At 70.9% G+C, this 19,688-nt stretch carries 17 protein-coding genes, 1 pseudogene and 1 riboswitch; of the genes and pseudogenes, 9 read left to right on the top strand and 9 right to left on the bottom strand.

Annotated features, from left to right (window positions below):
- Nucleotides 1-95: 95 nt before the first annotated feature.
- From rarD to LJ657_RS21375, 3 genes are all read left to right on the top strand, one after another.
- Nucleotides 96-1,058, top strand: a complete 963-nt coding sequence (gene rarD, locus LJ657_RS21385; protein WP_232650370.1) for an EamA family transporter RarD — start codon at nucleotides 96-98, stop codon at nucleotides 1,056-1,058.
- A gap of 220 nt (nucleotides 1,059-1,278) precedes the next feature.
- Entirely contained in the window at nucleotides 1,279-1,767 is a 489-nt protein-coding gene (locus tag LJ657_RS21380) for a VOC family protein (RefSeq protein WP_232650369.1), read from the top strand.
- 136 nt (nucleotides 1,768-1,903) lie between these two features.
- Nucleotides 1,904-2,848, top strand: a complete 945-nt coding sequence (locus LJ657_RS21375; protein WP_232650368.1) for a M28 family metallopeptidase — start codon at nucleotides 1,904-1,906, stop codon at nucleotides 2,846-2,848.
- 13 nt (nucleotides 2,849-2,861) lie between these two features.
- Here LJ657_RS21375 and LJ657_RS21370 read toward each other — a convergent pair whose 3' ends face one another.
- Nucleotides 2,862-4,133, bottom strand: a complete 1,272-nt coding sequence (locus tag LJ657_RS21370) for a tetratricopeptide repeat protein (protein ID WP_232650367.1) — start codon at nucleotides 4,131-4,133, stop codon at nucleotides 2,862-2,864.
- Between the two features lie 262 nt (nucleotides 4,134-4,395).
- Between LJ657_RS21370 and LJ657_RS21365 the strand changes: the two genes are divergently transcribed.
- Nucleotides 4,396-4,893 (top strand): DUF6668 family protein, encoded by a 498-nt coding sequence (locus tag LJ657_RS21365; protein ID WP_232650366.1) that lies wholly within the window; start codon nucleotides 4,396-4,398, stop codon nucleotides 4,891-4,893.
- Here LJ657_RS21365 and LJ657_RS21360 read toward each other — a convergent pair.
- The 5 genes from LJ657_RS21360 to LJ657_RS21340 all read right to left on the bottom strand — a co-directional run bounded on the left by LJ657_RS21360 (nucleotide 4,883) and on the right by LJ657_RS21340 (nucleotide 10,610).
- The gene (locus LJ657_RS21360) at nucleotides 4,883-5,767 is read right to left on the bottom strand and encodes an ABC transporter permease (RefSeq protein WP_232650365.1); all 885 of its coding nucleotides are present in this window, start codon (nucleotides 5,765-5,767) and stop codon (nucleotides 4,883-4,885) included. The two genes, LJ657_RS21365 and LJ657_RS21360, sit on opposite strands and share 11 nt — an antisense overlap.
- The gene (locus tag LJ657_RS21355) at nucleotides 5,754-6,728 is read right to left on the bottom strand and encodes an ABC transporter ATP-binding protein (protein ID WP_232650483.1); all 975 of its coding nucleotides are present in this window, start codon (nucleotides 6,726-6,728) and stop codon (nucleotides 5,754-5,756) included. Before LJ657_RS21355 ends, LJ657_RS21360 begins: the two co-directional genes overlap by 14 nt.
- Before the next feature lie 236 nt (nucleotides 6,729-6,964).
- Nucleotides 6,965-8,212 (bottom strand): LolA family protein, encoded by a 1,248-nt coding sequence (locus LJ657_RS21350; protein ID WP_232650364.1) that lies wholly within the window; start codon nucleotides 8,210-8,212, stop codon nucleotides 6,965-6,967.
- A gap of 282 nt (nucleotides 8,213-8,494) precedes the next feature.
- Entirely contained in the window at nucleotides 8,495-9,448 is a 954-nt protein-coding gene (locus LJ657_RS21345) for a CHRD domain-containing protein (RefSeq protein WP_232650363.1), read from the bottom strand.
- A 151-nt stretch (nucleotides 9,449-9,599) separates the two neighbouring features.
- Nucleotides 9,600-10,610, bottom strand: coding sequence for a polyprenyl synthetase family protein (locus LJ657_RS21340; RefSeq protein ID WP_232650362.1), 1,011 nt, complete (start codon nucleotides 10,608-10,610; stop codon nucleotides 9,600-9,602).
- A gap of 727 nt (nucleotides 10,611-11,337) precedes the next feature.
- Nucleotides 11,338-11,509, top strand: a riboswitch (cyclic di-AMP (ydaO/yuaA leader).
- A gap of 4 nt (nucleotides 11,510-11,513) precedes the next feature.
- Between LJ657_RS21340 and LJ657_RS21335 the strand changes: the two genes are divergently transcribed.
- Entirely contained in the window at nucleotides 11,514-11,996 is a 483-nt protein-coding gene (locus tag LJ657_RS21335) for a transglycosylase SLT domain-containing protein (protein WP_232650361.1), read from the top strand.
- Nucleotides 11,997-12,166: 170 nt separating this feature from the next.
- Here the strand turns inward: LJ657_RS21335 and LJ657_RS21330 are convergent.
- The 3 genes and pseudogenes from LJ657_RS21330 to LJ657_RS21320 form a co-directional block, all read right to left on the bottom strand.
- Nucleotides 12,167-12,967 (bottom strand): annotated as a pseudogene (locus LJ657_RS21330) (HAD family hydrolase); the annotation flags it as partial.
- A gap of 92 nt (nucleotides 12,968-13,059) precedes the next feature.
- Nucleotides 13,060-14,304, bottom strand: coding sequence for an FAD-dependent oxidoreductase (locus tag LJ657_RS21325; RefSeq protein WP_232650360.1), 1,245 nt, complete (start codon nucleotides 14,302-14,304; stop codon nucleotides 13,060-13,062).
- Nucleotides 14,305-14,371: 67 nt separating this feature from the next.
- On the bottom strand, nucleotides 14,372-15,640 hold the full coding sequence (locus tag LJ657_RS21320; protein WP_232650359.1) for a carboxylate--amine ligase: 1,269 nt from the start codon (nucleotides 15,638-15,640) through the stop codon (nucleotides 14,372-14,374).
- 242 nt (nucleotides 15,641-15,882) lie between these two features.
- On the opposite strand from LJ657_RS21320, the gene fahA reads away from it, so the two are divergent.
- The 4 genes from fahA (at nucleotide 15,883) to LJ657_RS21300 (ending at nucleotide 19,682) form a co-directional block, all read left to right on the top strand.
- Nucleotides 15,883-17,103, top strand: coding sequence for a fumarylacetoacetase (gene fahA / locus LJ657_RS21315; RefSeq protein ID WP_232650358.1), 1,221 nt, complete (start codon nucleotides 15,883-15,885; stop codon nucleotides 17,101-17,103).
- Nucleotides 17,104-17,322: 219 nt separating this feature from the next.
- Nucleotides 17,323-18,264 (top strand): M56 family metallopeptidase, encoded by a 942-nt coding sequence (locus LJ657_RS21310; protein WP_232650357.1) that lies wholly within the window; start codon nucleotides 17,323-17,325, stop codon nucleotides 18,262-18,264.
- Nucleotides 18,265-18,634: 370 nt separating this feature from the next.
- Entirely contained in the window at nucleotides 18,635-19,423 is a 789-nt protein-coding gene (locus LJ657_RS21305) for a GntR family transcriptional regulator (protein WP_232650356.1), read from the top strand.
- A 31-nt stretch (nucleotides 19,424-19,454) separates the two neighbouring features.
- Nucleotides 19,455-19,682: a 4Fe-4S dicluster domain-containing protein gene (locus LJ657_RS21300; protein WP_010986276.1), complete on the top strand. Its 228-nt coding sequence runs from the start codon at nucleotides 19,455-19,457 to the stop codon at nucleotides 19,680-19,682.
- Nucleotides 19,683-19,688 lie beyond the last annotated feature (6 nt).

The raw sequence follows: 19,688 nt of genomic DNA, 5'->3' as shown, positions 1-19,688 counted from the left end.
GTCATGACCGTATGGCGATACGGGCATGACAGGCGGGGGTGCTCGGCGTTACCTTCTGCCTGGTAGGTGTGCGCGACTAGGCGAGGAGAAGGCCCGTGACCGGGAAGTCGAGGGGCGAGCGGCAGATAGGACTGCTGAACGGCTTCGCGGCATACGGGATGTGGGGGCTCGTCCCCCTGTTCTGGCCCCTGCTGAAGCCCGCCGGCGCGATCGAGATCCTCGCCCACCGGATGGCCTGGTCCCTTGTCTTCGTGGGCGCCGCGCTCGTGGTGATGCGGCGCTGGGCCTGGGCCGGCGAGCTGCTGCGGCAGCCGCGCAGGCTCGGGCTCGTCGCGGTCGCCGCGGCCGTCATCACCGTCAACTGGGGCGTGTACATCTGGTCCGTGAACAGCGGGCATGTCGTCGAGGCCTCGCTCGGGTACTTCATCAACCCGCTGGTCACCATCGCCATGGGCGTGCTGATCCTGAAGGAACGGTTGCGGCCGGTGCAGTGGGTGGCGGTCGGGACCGGCTTCGCCGCGGTGGTGGTGCTCACCGTGGGGTACGGGCAGCCGCCGTGGATCTCGCTCACGCTCGCCTTCTCGTTCGCGACGTACGGGCTGGTGAAGAAGAAGGTCGGGCTCGGCGGGATCGAGTCGCTGGCGGCGGAGACCGCGATCCAGTTCCTGCCCGCGGTGGGCTATCTGCTGTGGCTGACCTCGCGGGGCTCGTCGACGTTCGCCACGCAAGGGGTGGGACACGGGGCGTTGCTCGCCGCGACCGGCGTGGTGACGGCGCTGCCGCTGGTCTGTTTCGGGGCGGCGGCCATCCGGGTGCCGTTGTCGACGCTGGGGTTGCTGCAGTATCTGGCGCCGGTGTTCCAGTTCCTGCTCGGGGTTCTGTACTTCCATGAGGCGATGCCGGTGGAGCGGTGGGCCGGGTTCGCGCTGGTGTGGGTCGCCTTGTGCTTGCTGACGTGGGATGCGTGGCGCGGGGCGCGGCGCGGGGCGCGGCGTTTGCGGGGCGGGGTCGGCGTGCCGAAGGTCGATGCGGCGGCGTCCGCCGCAGTGGACGTCTGACTGGGGGCTCTGCCCCCAGGCCCCCGTGTCGGCCTGAACGGCCTCGTCCTCGAACGCCGGACGGGCTGGAGAATGCCGACCGGCGCTGAAAGACGCGGCCCGCGCTGGATGATGCGGAGCGGCGCCGGGAGGTGCGTGACCGGCGCCGGGAGGTGCGTGACCCGCGCTGGGAGTTGCCGACCGGCAGACATTGGTCGCCGGTGCTGCATATAAGTGGTGCATGACTCAGGTGTCCGCGCCCACGCCCCCTCCCGCGCCCTCCCCCGTTCACTGGAAGCTTGTCGTCGACGCTGCCGATCCGCATGCACAGGCCGATTTCTGGGCCGCCGCGCTGCGATATGAGGTCGAGGACAACAGTGCGTGCGTCGAGCGGCTGCTGGAGCTCGGTGCGCTGCCTGTCGCGGCCACCGTCGAGTTCCACGGCCGCCCCGCTTTCCGGGACCTGATCGCCGTACGGCATCCGGACGATCCGTATGACAGGGAGCGGGGGACGGGTCTGGGGCGGCGGCTGCTGTTCCAGCGGGTGCCGGAGGCAAAGGGCGTGAAGAACCGGCTGCATCTCGATCTGCATCCGGGCGACGGACTGCGGGACGGCGAGGTCGAGCGGCTGGTGGGGCTGGGGGCGAGTGTGCTGCGGCAGGTGAAGGAGCCCGCCGGGGAGTGGGTGGTCATGGCGGACCCGGAGGGGAACGAGTTCTGCGTGCAGTAGGTCACAGGGGGCAGCCCCAGTGGGCCGGATGTTCCGTTATGCGAACCGACTGTCCTGATAACGCTCTTGACGCATGGTTGGTAAAAGATTCACCATCCGGGGATCCAATTCACTCCAAGGAATTCGGAGCCCCCACATGATTTTCTCCGTTTCCGGGCGTGCGGCGGCAGCCGTCGGCGTTTCGGTTGTCATGCTCCTGACCGGTGGTTCCATAGCCGGTGCGGCGCCCTCCCCCACGGCGGCAGCCGCGCCCGACATCTCCGTGGCGAACGTCAGGGCCCACCTCGCCCAGCTGCAGTCCATCGCCGGCGCCAACGGCGGCAACCGCGCGCACGGCAGCGCCGGTTACCAGGCCTCGCTCGACTATGTGAAGGCCAAGCTGGACGCGGCCGGATTCACCACCACCGTCCAGCAGTTCACGGCCTCCGGCCGCACCGGCTACAACCTGCTCGCCGACTGGCCGGGCGGCGACGCCGACCAGGTCGTCATGGCGGGTTCCCACCTGGACAGCGTCAGCAGGGGTCCCGGCATCAACGACAACGGCTCCGGTTCGGCGGCCGTCCTGGAGACCGCGCTCGCCGTGTCACGGACCGGCTACCACCCCACCAAGCACCTGCGTTTCGCCTGGTGGGGCGCGGAGGAGCTGGGCATCGTCGGCTCCGGCCACTACGTCGACAGCCTCTCCGCCGCGAATCGCTCGAAGATCAGCGGCTATCTGAACTTCGACATGATCGGCTCGCCGAATCCCGGCTACTTCGTCTACGACGACGACCCGGCGATCGAGAAGACGTTCAAGGACTACTTCACCGGCCTCGGCATCGCCACCGAGCCCGAGACCGAGGGCGACGGCCGCTCCGACCACGCGCCGTTCAAGGACGCCGGTGTCCCGGTGGGCGGGCTGTTCAGCGGCGCCGACTACATCAAGACGGCGGCGCAGGCGGCCAAGTGGGGCGGCACGTCGGGGAAGGCCTTCGACGCCTGCTACCACTCGTCCTGCGACACGGCGTCCAACATCGACAACACCGCCCTGGACCACAACAGCGACGCCCTCGCCCATGCGGTGTGGGAGCTGTCGAAGTAGCCGTCCCGGGTGGTCAACCCGGCGTCTGCCGACCCGCCTTGCGGGCGCGTTCCGTGAGCCGGCCCATGCGGGTGCGGGCCGACTCCAGCCGCTCGATGTCCTCGGCGGCCGGGCCGCCCTCGGCCGTGAGCTCGGTCCACAGGCCGATCAGATCGCCGCCGAGGTCCAGGCCCTGCTGCGGATCGCGCACGGCACGCCACGCGGAGGCCGCGCTCTGGATGTTGCCGTAGGCCGCCTCCGCGTCCCGGGTGCGGCGGTGGATGCGGGCGAGGTCGAGCGAGAGCCGGAAGGCACGGACCGGGTCACCCGCCAAGTAGGCGATGTACGCGGTGAGTTCGCGCAGCCGGAGCACTTCGATGTGCTCCGGCCCGAGCGCCGCCGAAGCCTTCTTGACCGTGGTCTCGGCCAGCCCGGCCGCCGCCTCTGTCCGCCCCGCCCTCACGGCCTCGTTGATCTGCGCCATCGGCTCCACGAGGAAGGCGGGGACGGTCGGCGGTTCGTCACCGAGGACGGCTTCGGCCACGGCGTCGAAGCCGCGGGCGGGGGTGGGCCTGGGGTCGGGATCGAGGGCCGGGTCCGGCGGGACCAGCAGGAGGGGACCGGTCGTCGAGCGGTCGGGGGCGGGCGCGTCCGCGGGTTCCCTGCGGGAGGTGGGTGCGGATTCCTTGCCGGGTACGGATGCGTCCTCCGGTTCTGGGCGGTGCCGCGGCACCGCGTCCATCAGCGGAGGCGGCCCGAACTCGCCGGTCGGGGCCGCCACCGTGCCGGGGGCCCGCTCCTGGGGCGGCTGGGGCAGGCCACGCAGCACAAACGTCGGGGGGGACTCCCGCGCGGGTTCCGCGGACGCCCGCAGGACGTGCGTCGGCTTGTCGCCCCGGGGCGGCTGCCCGGGCTGCCGGGCTTCAACGGCTGCCGCGGGCGCCTGCGGCTCGGCAGGCGGCGGAGGCGGTGCGGGCGGCAGTGACTGCGCGGTCATCCCTACGGGTTCCCCGGTGAAACTGCTGGCGCCGTCCGTGTCCACCTGAACGTGCAGGACGTAACCGATCCGCTCGTCGTGGACGGTGGCGTGCACGGGGTGGCCGGTGGCGAGGGCGATGCGGTGGAGGTGGTTCAGGACGGCCTGCTGGATCTCCTCGCCGGCGGCCGCGGTGACCGGCACACCACCGACCCAGGCGCCGACCGCGCCGGCTTCGGGTACGCGGACGTCGATCGGCGCTCCCGCGAAGGCCGCCGAGCCCTCGGCGCGCTTCTGTTCCCGCTTCTTCTCACGGCTGAGTCGAGCCATCGGTTCCCTCACTCGGATGCGTCGGGGAGTCTGCGGACAGCGCGTTCGGGTTCCATGGTGCTCCCTCCCGCCGTCGGGTTTCCGCTCCCCCGGCGTCAAGATCCGTTCGTGCACGTACTGTTGAGTCTCGCCGGTCGCTGCCGGTTCTCCGGTCACCATGGCGTCACAGACTCGTCCCAGGAGCTCGCCCCGTTCGCGTGGCCGCCCTGTGCCGGGAGCACCGGTGGGCATACGAGAGAACAGAGCGGGCAGGCGGACGGACGTGCAGCAGGGACCTGAGATCTGGATCCGCGGCCCGGTCACCGTACCGGAGCCGGGACCGCGGCAGCCCGCCCCGTCCACCGCCACCGCCCGGCACTACTCCTGGGTGGGTGCGCACGGCGGCGCGGGCGTGTCCACCCTGGCCGCCGTCTACGGCGGTCACGACTGCGGCCGTGCCTGGCCCGGCCCCGGGGACCCGCGGTCCGTCCTGCTCGTCGCGCGTACGCATGCGTCGGGGCTGGCGGCCGCCCTGCGCACCCTGGAGGTCTTCCGCCTCGGGGAGGCCCCGCCGGGACTCGACCTCGACGCCGTCGTGCTGGTCGCGGACGCGCCGGGGCGGCTGCCGCGGCCCCTCGACCGGCAGGTGCGGCTGGTCGAGTCGCTCATCGACGTCTACCGCGTGCCCTGGGTGTCCGACTGGCGCCTGGGTGACCTGGGCGGGACGCCGCCGCGGGAGACGCGGGCGCTGGCCCGCCTCACGCGGGCGGCTACGCGGTGATGTCCTTCGCCGTGAACCGCGCCCACGCAGCCGAGCCGAACACGGCCGCGTAGAGGGCCTGGATCTCCAGGTTCTTCACCAGGTCGTCCCAGTAGACCGGGTCGCGCATCAGGTCGGCGAAGGACAGCCAGTAGTGGGAGAAGAAGTACGGCTGTATCGCATGGAGTTGGGGTATCTGGTCGAGGATCTGGATGGTGATCAGCAGGCCGACGGTCGTCGCCATGGCCGCGATGCCGCTGCTGGTCAGGGTGGAGACGAACAGGCCGAGTGCCGCGACGCCGATGAGGGACACGGCGACGATCAGGGCGATCAGCAGGGCTCTGCCCAGGCCCTCGGTGAAGCTGATCTGTGTGCCGGAGATCGTCGTCAGTTCGCCGAGCGGGAAGAGAATCGCCCCGACGGTGAGCGCCGAGACGGCCACCACGAGGGTGGCGACCAGGCAGAAGGCCATCACGGTCGCGTACTTGGTGAGCAGCAGGCGGGTGCGCCCGGCGGGGGCGACCAGGAGGTAGCGGAGGGTGCCCGAGTTCGCCTCGCCGGCGATGGCGTCACCCGCGATGACGCCGATCGCCATCGGCAGGAAGAACGGGAGCGTCGCGGCCAGCGCGGTGAAGACCAGGAACAGGCCGTTGTTGGTGATCTGCGAGATGAACGCAGGGCCGCCACCGCCGCCCCGGCCTTCACCGACGGACGAACCGCCGCTCGTCTCGATCTTTACCGCGATCCCGACCAGGATCGGCACGCCCGCCAGCACGGCAAGCAGCGCGATGGTGCGCCAGCGGCGGAAGGTGGTGAGCAGTTCGCTGCGCAGGAGCCCGAAGGTCCACAGCAGCCGTGGAGCGCGGAGACTGCCGGCTGCTTCAGCCTGCGACATCGAATCCCTCCCCGGTCAGTGCCACGAAGGCGTCCTCCAGGGACGCCCGTTCCACGCCGAAGCCGCGGACGCGGACGCCGGCCGTGACAAGCGCGGCGTTCACCTCGGCCAGGTCGCGGTCCGGGGGCTCGGCTGTCACCCGGTCGTCGGTGACGACGACGTCGGCGGCGCCCTGCTCCTTCAGCACCCGGGCCGCGTCCCCGCTGTCGGGCGTGGTGACGACCAGCCGGCCGCGCACTCCCGCGGCCAGGTCGGCCACCGCGCCCTGGGTGATCAGGCGGCCCTGCGCCATCACCGCGGCGTGGGTGCAGACCTGTTCGATCTCGTCGAGGAGGTGGGAGGAGAGGAAGACGGTCGTGCCGTCGGAGGCCAGCTCTCTGACCAGGGAACGGATTTCACGCATCCCCTGCGGGTCGAGCCCGTTGGTCGGCTCGTCGAGCACGAGCAGCCTGCGCGGCTGGAGCAGCGCCGCCGCGAGGCCGAGGCGCTGCTTCATGCCCAGCGAGTACGCCTTCGCCTTCTTGCCGGCCGCCGCGGTCAGGCCCACCCGGTCCAGCGCGGTCGCGACGCGGGTACGGCGGGTGCGCGGATCGGCGGTCGGGTCGGCGGCGTCGTAGCGCAGCAGGTTGTCGCGGCCGGAGAGGAAACCGTACAGGGCGGGGCCCTCGATGAGGGCGCCGACGTGCGGGAGCACGGTGCGCGAGGCGCGCGGCATGGGCCGCCCGAGCACGCGCGCCGTGCCCGAGGTGGGCTCGATCAGGCCCATCAGCATGCGGATGGTGGTGGTCTTGCCCGAGCCGTTCGGACCGAGGAAGCCGAAGACGCTGCCCGCCGGGACGGTCAGATCCAGGCCGTCGACGGCGAGTTGCCCGCCGCGGTAGCGCTTGGTGAGCCCGTGGGTGGCGATGACGCTGTCACCCGGCTCGCTCTGCCCCGGCTCCGTGGCGGACTCCTCGTCCATCGGCTTCCTCGATTCGTACATGTGCTGCCTCTCGCGGCGGGAGGCTACGTAGAGTGACTACGTACGAGCGTCGCGCAAGGTTCCCGGGTGAGCGCTCGACGGCCGTGCCGCGATGGGCCGTCGATCGTCAGCGGGCCCGTCGTGGCCGGTCGCGCCCCGCGGCGGAGCCGCTGATGTGACAGCCTCGCGCCCCTTTCGGGGCGCTGCCGAACCGCTGCCTGCCTCGCCCAGGCCGCTCAACCCGCGTTCGCCGCCTTGACCAGTGCGTCCTTGGTCACCGCGCCGACGTAGACCTTGCCCTTGTCGGTGATCAGGGCGTTGATCAGGCGGGTCTTGAAGACCGTGCCCGAGCCGAACTTGCCGGAGACCTTGTCGCCGAGCGAGTCGAGGAAGCCACCGAACTGGCCGCCGGCCTTGGAGCCGGACGGGATGCCCTTGCCGCCGGTGTCGAAGGTGGCGATCGAGCTCCAGCCCTTGCCCAGGACGTTCAGCCCGTCGAGGCCCTTGCCGGGGCCCTCGTCGGACTTGCCGGGCCTGCCGGGGAACTTGCCGGCCTTGTGGTCGGCCTTCGGGCCGCCCTCGAAGTGACCCTTCGCGTGGTCGCCCTGCTTGTCCTCGGTGACCTTCGCTCCCTTGGGCGGGGTGAAGTGGAACGTCGAGGCGCTCGGCGCGGCGAAGCTGACCTGTGTGAAGCCGGCGTCGATCACTGCGGCGCCGCCGCTCGCCGGGGTCAGCGTGAACTTCAGCGGCAGCCCGGTCTTCGAGTCGACGGCCACGGTGATCTGACCGACCGTCGAACCGGACTGCTTCGGCTTGATGACCAGCCGGTACGCGTCACGGCCCGCGACCTGGGCGGTCCCCTCGACGGTCACCGAGGTGGTGTCGTCGACCGACTTCAGGGCGTCCTTGGTGAGGCCCTGGGGCGTGGCGGGGACGTCTTCCTTCCGCTGCTTCGCCGCGCCGGCGGGGCCGGTCGAGTGGTAGACCTCGTTCGACTGGCTGTCGTAGCCCCAGACGTCCTTGCCGTTGTGGATGATGCTGTATTCGGCCGCGTTCTCCAGCAGCGACAGTTTCTGCCTGTCCTGGCCGTCGGCGGCGACTCGCAGGGTGTGCGTGCCGGTGGCGAGCTCCGTGAGCTTGGAGGTCGGGTCGGCGGACGAGCCGTCGCCCGACTTGCCGGCGCCGGACGTCAGGCTGCTCTCCAGGCCGCCGAGGTTCGGCAGCCCCAGATCCGTGGTGATCTTCACCGTGCCGGACATCTGCTGCACGTCCGACTTGGCGATTTTGTCGATGAGTTGCTGTGCGCTGATCTTCGGCAGGTTCGGGTCGCCGGAGTCGGCGAGCGCCGGGACGAGCCCGATGGTCGCCGCCGCCACCCCCACCACCGCGACCGGGACGACGTACCGCGCGGCCTTGCGCCGGCCCGCGCGCAGGTCGTCGGCCTCCCCGGCGGTCGTACTGTCGTCGGATTCGTACGGTGCCATGTGTGCGCTACCTCCGTCGTCGGCGGCGGCCTGTCCAACTCGTGTGTTTCTGTTGTCCACCCCGAGCCGCCATTCTCACCCGAATCGGTGAGGAGTGGTGATTTCCGTGGTTTCCATCTCACCAAACCGGCCAGGAGGAAGCGTCAGCCCCGGGGGCCAACTCCGTGTACACCTGGGGTATGACACGAGGGGGCGGCGCCTACCCCGACCCGTAGGGGTCGTAGGGGGAAGGCGCCGCCCGGGATGAGCTCCCGTCAGTTCTGTTCGGTCGGTTCTGTTCGGTCAGTTCTGCACGAAGACGTAGTCCGCCCGGTACGGGACGCCGACGATCACGCCGGGCGTGCAGGAGCCGGCCGGGGCCACTCCGCCCACGGTGTTGAGCCGCAGGATCTCGGCGGTGCCCGCGAGCAGGCCGTGGTGCTTGCCGGACCGGGTGGCCTTGAGGTCGAGTTCGGGGATGTTGCCGTCCCCGTTCGGCGTCTTGGACAGGACGGCGCCGGTCACCGCGCTTCCGTCCGGCGCGACCCACTGCGGTGTACCGGAGTCGGGCGCGACGAACGAGTGCCGGATGCCGCCGCCGAGCAGGGCGGCGACGTCCCGCTGGGCGAAGGCGGCGCCGCCGCCTTCGGCCGGCTTGCACTCGTAGATCTGCCTGCCCTTGACCACGGACGCCTGGAAGTTGTGCAGGGCGTCACGGAAGTCGAAGTCGGCGACGGTGACCTTGTGGAGCTGGCCGCGGACGGCTCCACCGGAGAACTCGGTGGTGTGCAGGTTGGCGTAGAACGAACCGGGGTCGGACCTGAGGGCGGCCAGCAGTCCGGGGTCCTTGACCCTGACCGTGCCGGTGACGCTGTGCCGCCTGCTGTTCTTCAGCAGGTCGGTGAAGTCGACCTTGACGCCGCCGTTGCTGCCCTTGGCGCCCTGGTGGATGTGGAGCATCGTCGGTTTGCCGGTGCCGCGCCAGGTCACTGCGACGGACACCTTGTCGTCCTGCACCTTGATGAACTCGACAGCGGCGCCGTCCTTGTCGCCGACGGCCGGGCCGCCCGCCACGGGAACCTCGTTGGCCCCCCGCAGACTGGCGGCCAGAAGGGTCCCCCCGGTGCCGCCGGACACGGTCCCCGCGGCGGCGTGGGCCGGGATGACCGCGGCAGCGATCCCCCCGGCGGCGGCCACCGCGACAGCCGTCACCATCAGGCTCTTACGGCGCTTCGAGAACGTCGCGTTCTTGCCCATGATTCTGTTTTCTCCCCGCGGACCGGCCGACACGCCCTGCGTCGGCCTTCTGCGCATGACTACGGAAGCGATCTCATTCTGGACTCAGTCCAGTCCCGTGACGTGCATCACACCACTTCAGGCGCAGGTCGAGCGCGGCGCCACCGGCGGCTCAGCCGGCCCGGTGCACCACGGCGTCGCACATCTCCATCAGCGAGAGCTTCGCGTCGCACTCCGGCAGCGGGGCCAGCGCTGCTCGCGCGTCCTGCGCGTACCGCACGGTGTCCCTGCGCGCCTGCTCCAGCGCGGGATGCGCCCGCAACCCGGCGAGCGCCTCGGCGTGCCGCGCGTCGTCGCTCAGGTCGGAGTCCAGCAGCTCGCACAGGGCGATGTCCTCGGCCAGGCCCAGCCGCGCCGCCCGCTCCCGCAGCCGTAGCACCGGAAGTGTGGGGACTCCCTCGCGGAGGTCGGTCCCCGGCGTCTTCCCGGACTCGCGCGAGTCGGAGGCGATGTCCAGCACGTCGTCCGCCAGCTGGAAGGCGACCCCGAGCCGCTCCCCGTACTGCGTCAGCACGTCCACGACCGTCTCGTCGGCGCCCGACATCATCGCCCCGAAGCGGCACGACACGGCCACCAGCGAGCCCGTCTTGCCGCCGAGCACGTCCAGGTAGTGGTCGACCGGGTCCCGTCCGTCCTGCGGTCCTGCCGTCTCCAGGATCTGCCCGGTGACCAGCCGCTCGAACGCCTCGGCCTGCACCCGGACCGCCTCGGGCCCGAGGTCGGCCAGGATGTGCGAGGCGCGCGCGAACAGGAAGTCGCCGGTGAGCACCGCGACCGAGTTGCCCCAGCGGGTGTTGGCACTGTCGACGCCGCGCCGCACGGCAGCCTCGTCCATCACGTCGTCGTGGTACAGCGTCGCCAGGTGGGTCAGCTCCACCACCACGGCCGACGGCACGATCCCCGGGGCGTACGGATCGCCGAACTGGGCGGCGAGCATCACGAGCAGTGGACGGAACCGTTTCCCGCCCGCCCGCACCAGGTGCTGGGCGGCCTCCGTGATGAAGGGCACCTCACTCTTGGTGGCTTCGAGCAAACCTTCCTCGACGGCCGCCAATCCGGCCTGGACATCGGCTTCCAGAGCCTGGTCCCGCACGCTCAGCCCGAACGGCCCGACGACGGTCACGAGGGGTCTCCTGTCTGCTGGTGTCTACTGGCGGTTACACGGTTTGTCGATAGGTCGCTGACATCACTCAAGTCAGCGTATCCGGTCACCTTTCGATCACCGATGCCGCCCGCCCGTCCAGCCCGGGCGGTATCAGATCACGACCGGTATGTTTTTGATCAACCGATACGAACGGATATCTATCGACTTGTCTATCGGGGTCTCGGCCGACGCGCCTGTCGGCACGCTCCTCGGCGTGTCTCTCCGTATGCCCTCCGCGTGCCCCTCGACGCACCCCTCGGATGTCTGTCGCGATGACCCGAGGCCCGGTCGCGTCGGCCGCGGCGCCCGGGCCGGCACGTCCGCACGAGCCGGCGCCCGATCGGACGACCACCGTGACAACGACGCGCACCACACGGCAGGTTCCGTTTTCGTCCCCCAATGAGGGAAGCGAACCCCACGAACGACTGGTTGACCACCAGTTGGGGCCATTGCCCGATTTGCCGCTCTTGCGGACACCGGTGACTTGACTCACACGGCAGAGTCGAACGGCAATGCCCCCGCTCTCCCCGCTCCCCCTTTCCCGGCAAGCGAGTTGACGCTTGGCAACCGCAAAGGATCAAGTGCCTCATAAGCCTCAGACCATGGTCAACAGGCCGATCCGTGAATCCGACACTTGTTCCGGGCGTGTGCTCTCGCATACGTTCCCGGCCTGTCGGGTGGACGCCGAATCCTGCCGCCGCCCGGGCACAACCATCGACCAACTCACTCGCACGGCAGGAGCGGGGGAACCAGGTAGGCCGCCGGACCGGACATCCCCGGGCCGGCTAGGGGTGAAGCCGCGTCGCCGTTCGGCCGCGCGGCCGGGCATCTCCCCGCCCGAACCCGACAGCTCACCTCGCAGGCGACGGAGAGGAACCCGCCATGCCTGCAACAGGTCAGCACCGCCGCCCCAGAAACACCCGCCTCGCCCGCAAGCTCGCCGTCGCCGGTACGGGCGCCGCCGTGCTCGCCCTCCCGCTCGTCGGGGCGACCAACGCGTCCGCGGCCACTCCGACCGTGGCCAACGTGAAGTCGATGGGCTACACCGACAACCTCGACGGCTGGATCCGGGGCGCCCTCCAGGTCATGAAGCAGAACGGCATTCCCGGGACGTACAACGGCATTTACCGCAACATCATCCGCGAGTCCTCGGGCGACCCGGCCGCCATCAACAACTGGGACTCGAACGCGGTGGCCGGCACCCCGTCCAAGGGCCTGCTGCAGGTCATCGACCCGACGTTTCTCGCTTACCACGTGCCCGGCACGGCGCTCAATCCCTTCGATCCGATCGCGAACATCACGGCCGCCTGCAAGTACGCGGCCGCGCGGTACGGGTCGATCGACAACGTGTTCGGTGCTTACTGAGCGCTCTGCGGGATGTGCGGCGATGTGCCGTCTTTCGTCTGCGGCGTCGTCATGGCCGGTCGCGCAGTTCCCCGCGCCCCTTTGGGGCGCTGCCGAACCGCTCCGGACTTCGCCGAGGCCCCTTGGAGTGCCCCCAGTCCATGGAACTCATCGAGTTCCATGAACTCGAAGAACAGTCGCTCGAGGACGACGGCGATGCCGTCGTCCTCGTTCGACAGGGTGATCTCGTCGGCCACCGCCTTGAGTTCGGGATGGGCGTTGGCCATGGCGACGCCGTGAGCGGCCCAGTCGAACATGGGGATGTCGTTGGGCATGTCCCCGAAGGCGATCGTCTGCTCGGGACCGAGTCCCAGGTGTGCGGCGGCCAGCGCGAGGCCCGTCGCCTTGGTGATGCCGCATGGCTGGAGTTCGACGGTCCCCGGCCCCGACATGGTGACGGTGGCCAGCGAACCGACCACCGACCGCGCCGTCGCCGCCAACTCGTCGTCGGACAGGTCGGGATGGCGCAGCAGCACCTTGCTGATGGGTTCGCACCACAGGTCGTCGCGCCGGTCGACCCGTACGGCCGGCAGCGTCGGATGCGGCATCAGATAGCCCGGTTCGATGAGCGTGAGCCCCTCCACACCGTCCTGGTCGACGGCCGCGTACACCTGGCCCACCTCGGCCTCGATCTTGCCGAGGGCGGTCTCGGCCAGCTCCCGGTCCAGCGTGACGGACCACAGCAGACGGTCCGCGCCCACGTCGTACACCTGCGCGCCCTGCCCGCACACCGCGAGCCCCCTGCTGCCCAGTTGGTCGAAGAGCGGACGCACCCTGGGGGCCGGCCGGCCCGTCACGACCAGGTGGCGGGCGCCGGCCCCGGCCACCCGCGCGAGCGCGGCGAGTGACCGGTCGGAGAGCGTGTCGTCGCCTCGGAGCAGCGTGCCGTCCAGGTCGGTGGCGATGAGTGCATATGCGGTGGGTGCGGCCATGATCAGAGAATACGGACAGGACGCCCCACCGACTCATCGTGAACCGGACGACGGCAAAGTGCACCGCCGTCCCTTGTTCAACTCCCTTATCCTTATGGGCTCTTCGTCACCAGGCGAGAGCCCCGGGGCCCGGTCTGGCCGTGCGCTGCGGCCAGGTGTCCGGCCAGCCTCGGAGAGGCGAACTCGGTGCCGCACACGAAGCGCATCACCGGGCCGTACGACGCCGCGGCCGGCAGGCCCGTGAAGTACAGGCCGGGGACCGAGGAGACGTATCCCGCGCCCAGTTTGGGGGTGCCGCGGCTCACCGCCAGACTCGTGCGCAGCTCGTGGCCGAGGAAGTCCATCGCCGCGATGTCCACCCGGTATCCCGTGGCCGCGATGACGTGGTCCGCGGCCAGGTCCTCGGTGCGGCCCGCGTTGGTGCGGACCGTCAGCTTCGGGCTGCCGTCGGCGGCGTCCGCGCGCACGATCCGCTCGACCTCGCTGACCTGCACCTTCCCCTCGAAGCGGTCGCGCAGCCACCATGCGCCGAGCGGGCCGAGGACGCGGCGCACCAGGTAGTGGCGGGCCTCGGCCGGCAGGTAGCGGTAGGGGTGCGGGTAGTAGCTGAGGGCCCACAGGGACCAGGCGCGGCCGAAGGGCGACTCGGGGCGCAGCCTCGGCTGCTTCCACGGCGGTGCGCCGAAGGCGACCCTGCCGCGGCCGCGGGAGACCACCCGCACCTGTGCGCCCGCCTCCGCCGCCAGCGCCGCGGTCTCCAGCGCGGACTGTCCGGCGCCGACGACGATCAGGTCCTTGCCGGCGTAGCGCGTGAGGTCGTGCTGCTGGGAGCTGTGGGAGACCGGGCCCGTGGGGGTGGGTCCGTCCGCCGCGGCGGTGGCCAGTTCGGCCGGCAGGTACGCGAGGCCGGACAGACCGGTCGCCACCACGACCGCACGGGCGGTGAACAACTCCCCCGAGTCCAGCTTCAGTTCGAAGCCGCCGCCCTTGTGCCGGTCCACCGACACCACCCGCACCTGCTCCAGCTCGGGCACCAGCTTCTGCTGGAACCACTCGCCGTAGGCGATGAAGGTCTCGACGGGGATGATGTCCTCGTCCGTCACCAGCCGCCTGATGCCGGCGGCGTCGCAGTAGTCGGCGAGTGTGTGACCCTGCTGCGGCGCGTCCAGGCTGGAGGCGACAGGTGTCGACTTGAGGAGCATTCCGGCGGGCATGTGGTCGCGCCAGCTGACCATGGGCTCGCCGAAGACGCGGACCGGGAGGCCGCGGGCTCGGAGATGGGCGGCGGTCGACAGGCCGAAGGGCCCGGCGCCGATGACTGCAACCGGTTGAATCACGAAGTCCCTCCCCAGGACGCTCACTTCGTCACTTCGTGTGGTTCGGTTAGGGTGGCTGACCGGCCGGCTAGCCGCCCGAACTGGTGGTGCTGCCGCGGCGGTTGGTCCGCCACAGCTGATAGAGGTGCTTCGCGCCCGGCCGCACGAAGCGCGCGAGCATCGTGAGGAACGGCAGCGGGTCGTCACCCGCGAACCAGGCCAGCTCCGTCCCGCTCGCCCGCGCCGGTGCGTGCGGCGTCGTATAGCCGCTGCGGCGGTAGGCGAGCAGGGCGGGCAGGTCGATGTTCTCCACGATGTACCGGTGGCCGGCGCGCTGTTCCCCCTCCGGGACGGTGCGGCCGGTCAGGTTCAGATGCATGGCGCGGACGACGTCCACCCCCGACTCGTTCTCGAAGAGGCGGAACTGGGCGCCCATGCGTGGGTTGAAGTCGAGGAGTTTGTACTGTCCGTCGCGCCGGTCGAAGCGCAGGTCGAGGTCGATGATGCCGGTGAAGCCGATCTGTTTGATGAAACGCGCGGCGATGTCCGCGAGTTCCGGATTGTCGACGACGTACGCGTTGGCCGTCATGCCCGCGTGCGGCGGCCAGGAGCGCACCTTCACGCCGGTGAACATGGCGAGCGGGGTCGAGTCCTGGTCGAAGTAGGCGTGCACGATCCAGTCCTCGGCGTCCTCCCTCGGCAGGTACTCCTGGAGGATCACCCCGGGGTGCTCGCCCCAGTCGCGGGCGAGACCGAGCAGGCCCTCGCGGGTGGCGATCCGCGTCGTGCCGTTCACCGCCGGTCGTTTGCGCCGTACGAACGCCTCACGGTTCTTGGCCACCACCGGGAAGCGGGCCTTCTCGGCGAACGTGACGATGTCGTCGTACGACTGCGGGAACGCGGCCGCCGGGCTCGGGATGCCGTGTTCCACGCACAGTTCGTGCAGGCCCTGCTTGCTCGCGAGGCGGCGGGGCAGGTCGCGCTCGACGCGCGGGAAGAGGAAGCGGCCGGCGAGTTCGTCCTGGTGCTCGGCGATCAGGACGGCGGCCTCCTCGTCGGTGGGGACGAGGACGGCCGGGCGGCCGATGCGGCGCCCGACGCGCAGCAGGCCCTCCACCAGGTGGGCGGGGTCCTCCGTGCCCGTGGTCGGCCAGACGAAGGCTTTCCTGAGGTAGCGGGAGGAGGCGGCGGGTGTGTAACGGTCCTCCGTGATCGCGTACATCGGCACACCGAGGCGGCCCAGGCTGCGGATCGCGCCGACACCACCGTGGTGCAGCGGGTAGTCGCCGAACTTGACGATCAGTCCGGGCACATCACGGTCGGCGGCGAAAGGCACACTGCGCGTGCTGCTGGCCACGGGTCCCCCCACGCGTCCCCCCTACGGACCGGACCCACCCCGTCCGTGTCCCCCAAAGGACGCTAAGCCGGAATTGGCACGTCCGACAAGCCCAATTCGGACATTGCAAACTCTTTAGACACTGCCCAAGACGGCCGACCCGGCCGTAACGTGTGGCGCGGCCACCCAGCGGCCCTGTAACGGTTCGCGCAGGTGGCACACGACAGACGGTTCGCGACGCAGTGAGAGTGAGGCAGCACCCCATGCCCCCCTTCGATGTCCCCGAGGGCGATCCCTTCGGCCCGCACAACCTTCCGTACGGCGTCTTCTCCCCTGCCGGCTCGACGGAGCGGACCGTCGGCGTCCGGCTCGGCGACCACGTCCTCGACGCGGGCGCGGCGGCGCGCGCGCTCGGCTCGCCGTACGCCTCCCTGCTCGCGCGGCCCTCGCTGAACCCGCTGCTCGCCGCAGGGCGCACCACCTGGTCGGACGTGCGGCGCGCGCTGACGGCGTGGGTGACCGTGCCGGCGCACCAGGAGGCCGTCGGGGCCTTCCTCCATCCGCTGGCGTCGGTGACGCTCCACCTCCCGTTCGAGGTCGCGGACTACGTCGACTTCTACGCCTCCGAGAACCACGCCCGCAACGTCGGCCAGATGTTCCGCCCGGACGCCGCGGACTCGCTGACGCCGAACTGGAAGCACCTGCCGATCGGGTACCACGGGCGGTCCGGCACGGTCGTGGTGTCGGGCACGGACGTCGTACGCCCGTCCGGGCAGCGCAAGGCTCCGGCCGATCCGGCTCCCGTCTTCGGGCCGTCCGTCCGCCTGGACATCGAGGCCGAGGTCGGTTTCGTGGTGGGTGTGCCCTCGGAGCGCGGGCGGCCGGTGGCGCTCGGCGACTTCCGGGAGCACGTCTTCGGGCTGTGCCTGCTCAACGACTGGTCCGCGCGCGACATCCAGGCCTGGGAGTACGTCCCCCTCGGCCCGTTCCTCGGCAAGTCCTTCGCCACGTCGGTGTCGGCGTGGATCACCCCGCTGGACGCACTGGAGGACGCGCGCGTGGCGCCGCCGGACCGGACCCACCCGCTGCTGCCGTATCTGGACGATGCCCAGGACGAACCCGGCGGGTACGACCTGCGGATCTCCGTCGCGATCAACGGCTCCGTCGTCTCCGAGCCGCCCTTCTCCACCATGTACTGGACGGCCGCGCAACAGCTGGCCCACATGACGGTGAACGGCGCCTCGCTGCGGACCGGCGACCTGTACGGGTCGGGCACGGTGAGCGGTCCGGAGCCCTGGCAACGCGGGTCGCTGCTGGAGCTGAGCTGGAACGGGCGGGATCCGCTGGAACTTCCCGAGGGCAAGCGGACGTTCCTTCAGGACGGGGACGTGGTGACGTTGTCGGCGTGGGCGCCCGGACCGGGCGGGACCCGCGTGGGACTGGGCGAGGTGAGCGGCCGGATCACGGCAAGCGCGGTGGTGTGAGCGGAGGTTGCGGGGCGTGACGACGGCTGCACGGGTCGTGCGGACGGTCGTACGAGACGTGCGGGACGTACGAGATGTGTCGTACGGGATGGCCGTCGTCCCCTGACTCCCGCGCCGTTCGCCGTCATACTGGCGGCGGGCGCCTTGTGCGCCGAGCCGCACCACCCCACCGCGCCACCGCCCCGCCCCTTCCTCCGACCAGGATCCGGAGACCGTGGCATGACCGTCTGTCTGCTCCTGCTGAGCGTCGTCGCCCTGACGGCCGCAGTGCCGGTTCCGCGTGCGCTGGTGCGGTCGGCGTGGCCCGAGCGGGAGCCCGTGGTCGCGCTGTGGGTGTGGCAGTGCCTGGTCGCCACCGTCCTGCTGTGCTGTCTGACGGCGCTCGTGCTCGGCGCGGCCGCCGTCTTCCACACCTTCCGCGACCATGTCTTCGCGCCGGCGCCGCCGGGCGTGACCGCGGCGTACGACCTGACCGCCGCCCCGGCCTGGTCCGTGACCCTCACCCTGCTGCTGGCCTGCGGAGCCGCCTGGACGACGGCGATGCTCGCCCGCGAGCTCTTCGAGGCGCGCAGGCGCCGCGGACAGACCCGGGCGCACCTGCGCGAACGCGCCCCCGAGCTGCCCGCCGGACTGGAGGAGGCGGCGCGCGGCCCGCTGCTGGTGCTGGAGGACGAGTACCCGGACGCCTGGTGGATGCCCGGCAGCCCACCCCAGCTGGTCGTCACGACGGGCGCCCTGCACCGTCTCACCGACCATCAGCTCGACGCGGTCCTGACGCATGAACGCGATCATGCGCGGGCGCACCACGACTGGCTGCTGCACCTGTCGAGCGCGCTGGCCACCGGCTTTCCCCGGGTCCCTCTCTTCGACCACTTCTGCGAGCAGACCCACCGCCTGGTGGAGCTGGCCGCGGACGACACGGCGTCCCGCCGCTGCGGTCATCTGACCACCGCGCTCGCCCTGATCGAGCTGAACCAGCACCGCGGGGTCCTGTCCTGTGCCTCCAGTCACCGCCTCCTCGGCGAACGCGTCGACCGGCTCCTCGAGCCGCCCCCGCGTCTGGGCCGTCGGCACCGGGCGCTGACGACCACGGTGGCGGCGCTGGTGCCGTTGCTGCCGCTGCTGATCGCGTTCGCGCCGGGGCTGACGGCACTGGGGTGACCCTTGTTCTGGGGGCTGCCGCCCCCAGACCCCCGCTTCGGCCTGAACGGCCTCGTCCTCAAACGCCGGACGGGCTGAAATCGCTGAGCCGGTCTCGCCCGTGCACGCCCCGCGGACTGGATCGCTGAGCCGGTCTCGCCCGTGCACGCCCCGCGGACTGGAAGTGGCTGAGCCGGTCTCGCCCGTGCACGCCGGACGGGCTGGAAGTGGCTGAGCTGGTCCTCCCCGCATGGCGGACGGGCTGGAAGGGCGTGGCAGATCTTGCCAGGCAGCGGACGTAATGCCAGGTCAGAGCCCTACCTGACGCACCGGCAAGTGGCGCAACACTGCTGCAACACTTCATTCCCTACCAGCTCGCTATGGTTCAGACATGCCTCCCGCCGACCGCCTCCGAGACCACGCCGGACAGGGCGCGACCACCGTCGCCGCCCACCGCGCGCGGCGTCGGCTGCGGGCCGACCAGGCTCGGCAGCTCGCCGACCTGCTGCGGCACCAGCTCCTGGCCGGCGGCTTCCCGAACGGCACACTCCCGCACGAGACGACCCTCGCCACGGAGTACCGCGCCACCCGCAACACCGTCCGCCAGGCCCTGGACCTGCTCAGGGCCGAGGGCCTCGTGGAACGGCTCCCCGGAGTGGGCACCGTCGTCGTCGCCGAGAAGTACCCACACGGCCTCGACCATCTGAGGGGCCTCGCGGAAACCCTCCACGAGCACGGCCGGGTCACCAACGAGGTCCGCACCATGGGCCCCGCCCCCGCACCCGCCCCGGTCGCCGAACGCCTCCGCGTCCCCGCCGGCGACGAGGTCCTCTACATCGAACGCCTGCGCCGTCTGAACGGCCTCCCCCTCTCCCTCGACCTCACCTACATCCCGCTCGACATCGGCACCGCCCTGCTCGGCGCCGACCTGGAGAACACCGACGTCTTCCGCCTCCTGGAGACGATCACCGGCCAGCGTCTCGGGCACGCCGAGATCACCCTGGAGGCGGTCAACGCGGACACCCACTCCGCCGCCGTACTCGAAGCCCCGCGCGGCGCCGCCGTCCTCATGCTGGAACGGCTCACGCACCTCGCCGACGGCCGCCCGGTCGACCTGGAGTTCATCCGCTTCCGCGGCGACCGCATCACCATGAGCGGTCTGCTGCACCGCTCCCTCTGACCTCTTCCTGACCCGTTTCCTGGAGACAGCCATGCCCTTGGCGCCCCAGCGGGCCGACGTGCCCGTGACCATCGACGAGTCCAAGTGCATCGACGGCTGCACCCTCTGCGTGGACATGTGCCCGCTGGACTCCCTCGCCATCGACGAGAGCAACGGCAAGGCCTACATGCACGTCGACGAGTGCTGGTACTGCGGCCCGTGCGCGGCCCGCTGTCCCACCGGAGCCGTGACGGTCAACATGCCCTATCTGCTCCGGTGAGAGGCC

Origin of the sequence: Streptomyces guryensis, from assembly GCF_021261325.1 — a bacterium.
GTDB lineage: Bacteria > Actinomycetota > Actinomycetes > Streptomycetales > Streptomycetaceae > Streptomyces > Streptomyces guryensis.
The sequence above is the reverse complement of the archived record's forward strand: the minus strand, read 5'-3'. Positions and strand labels throughout refer to the sequence as shown.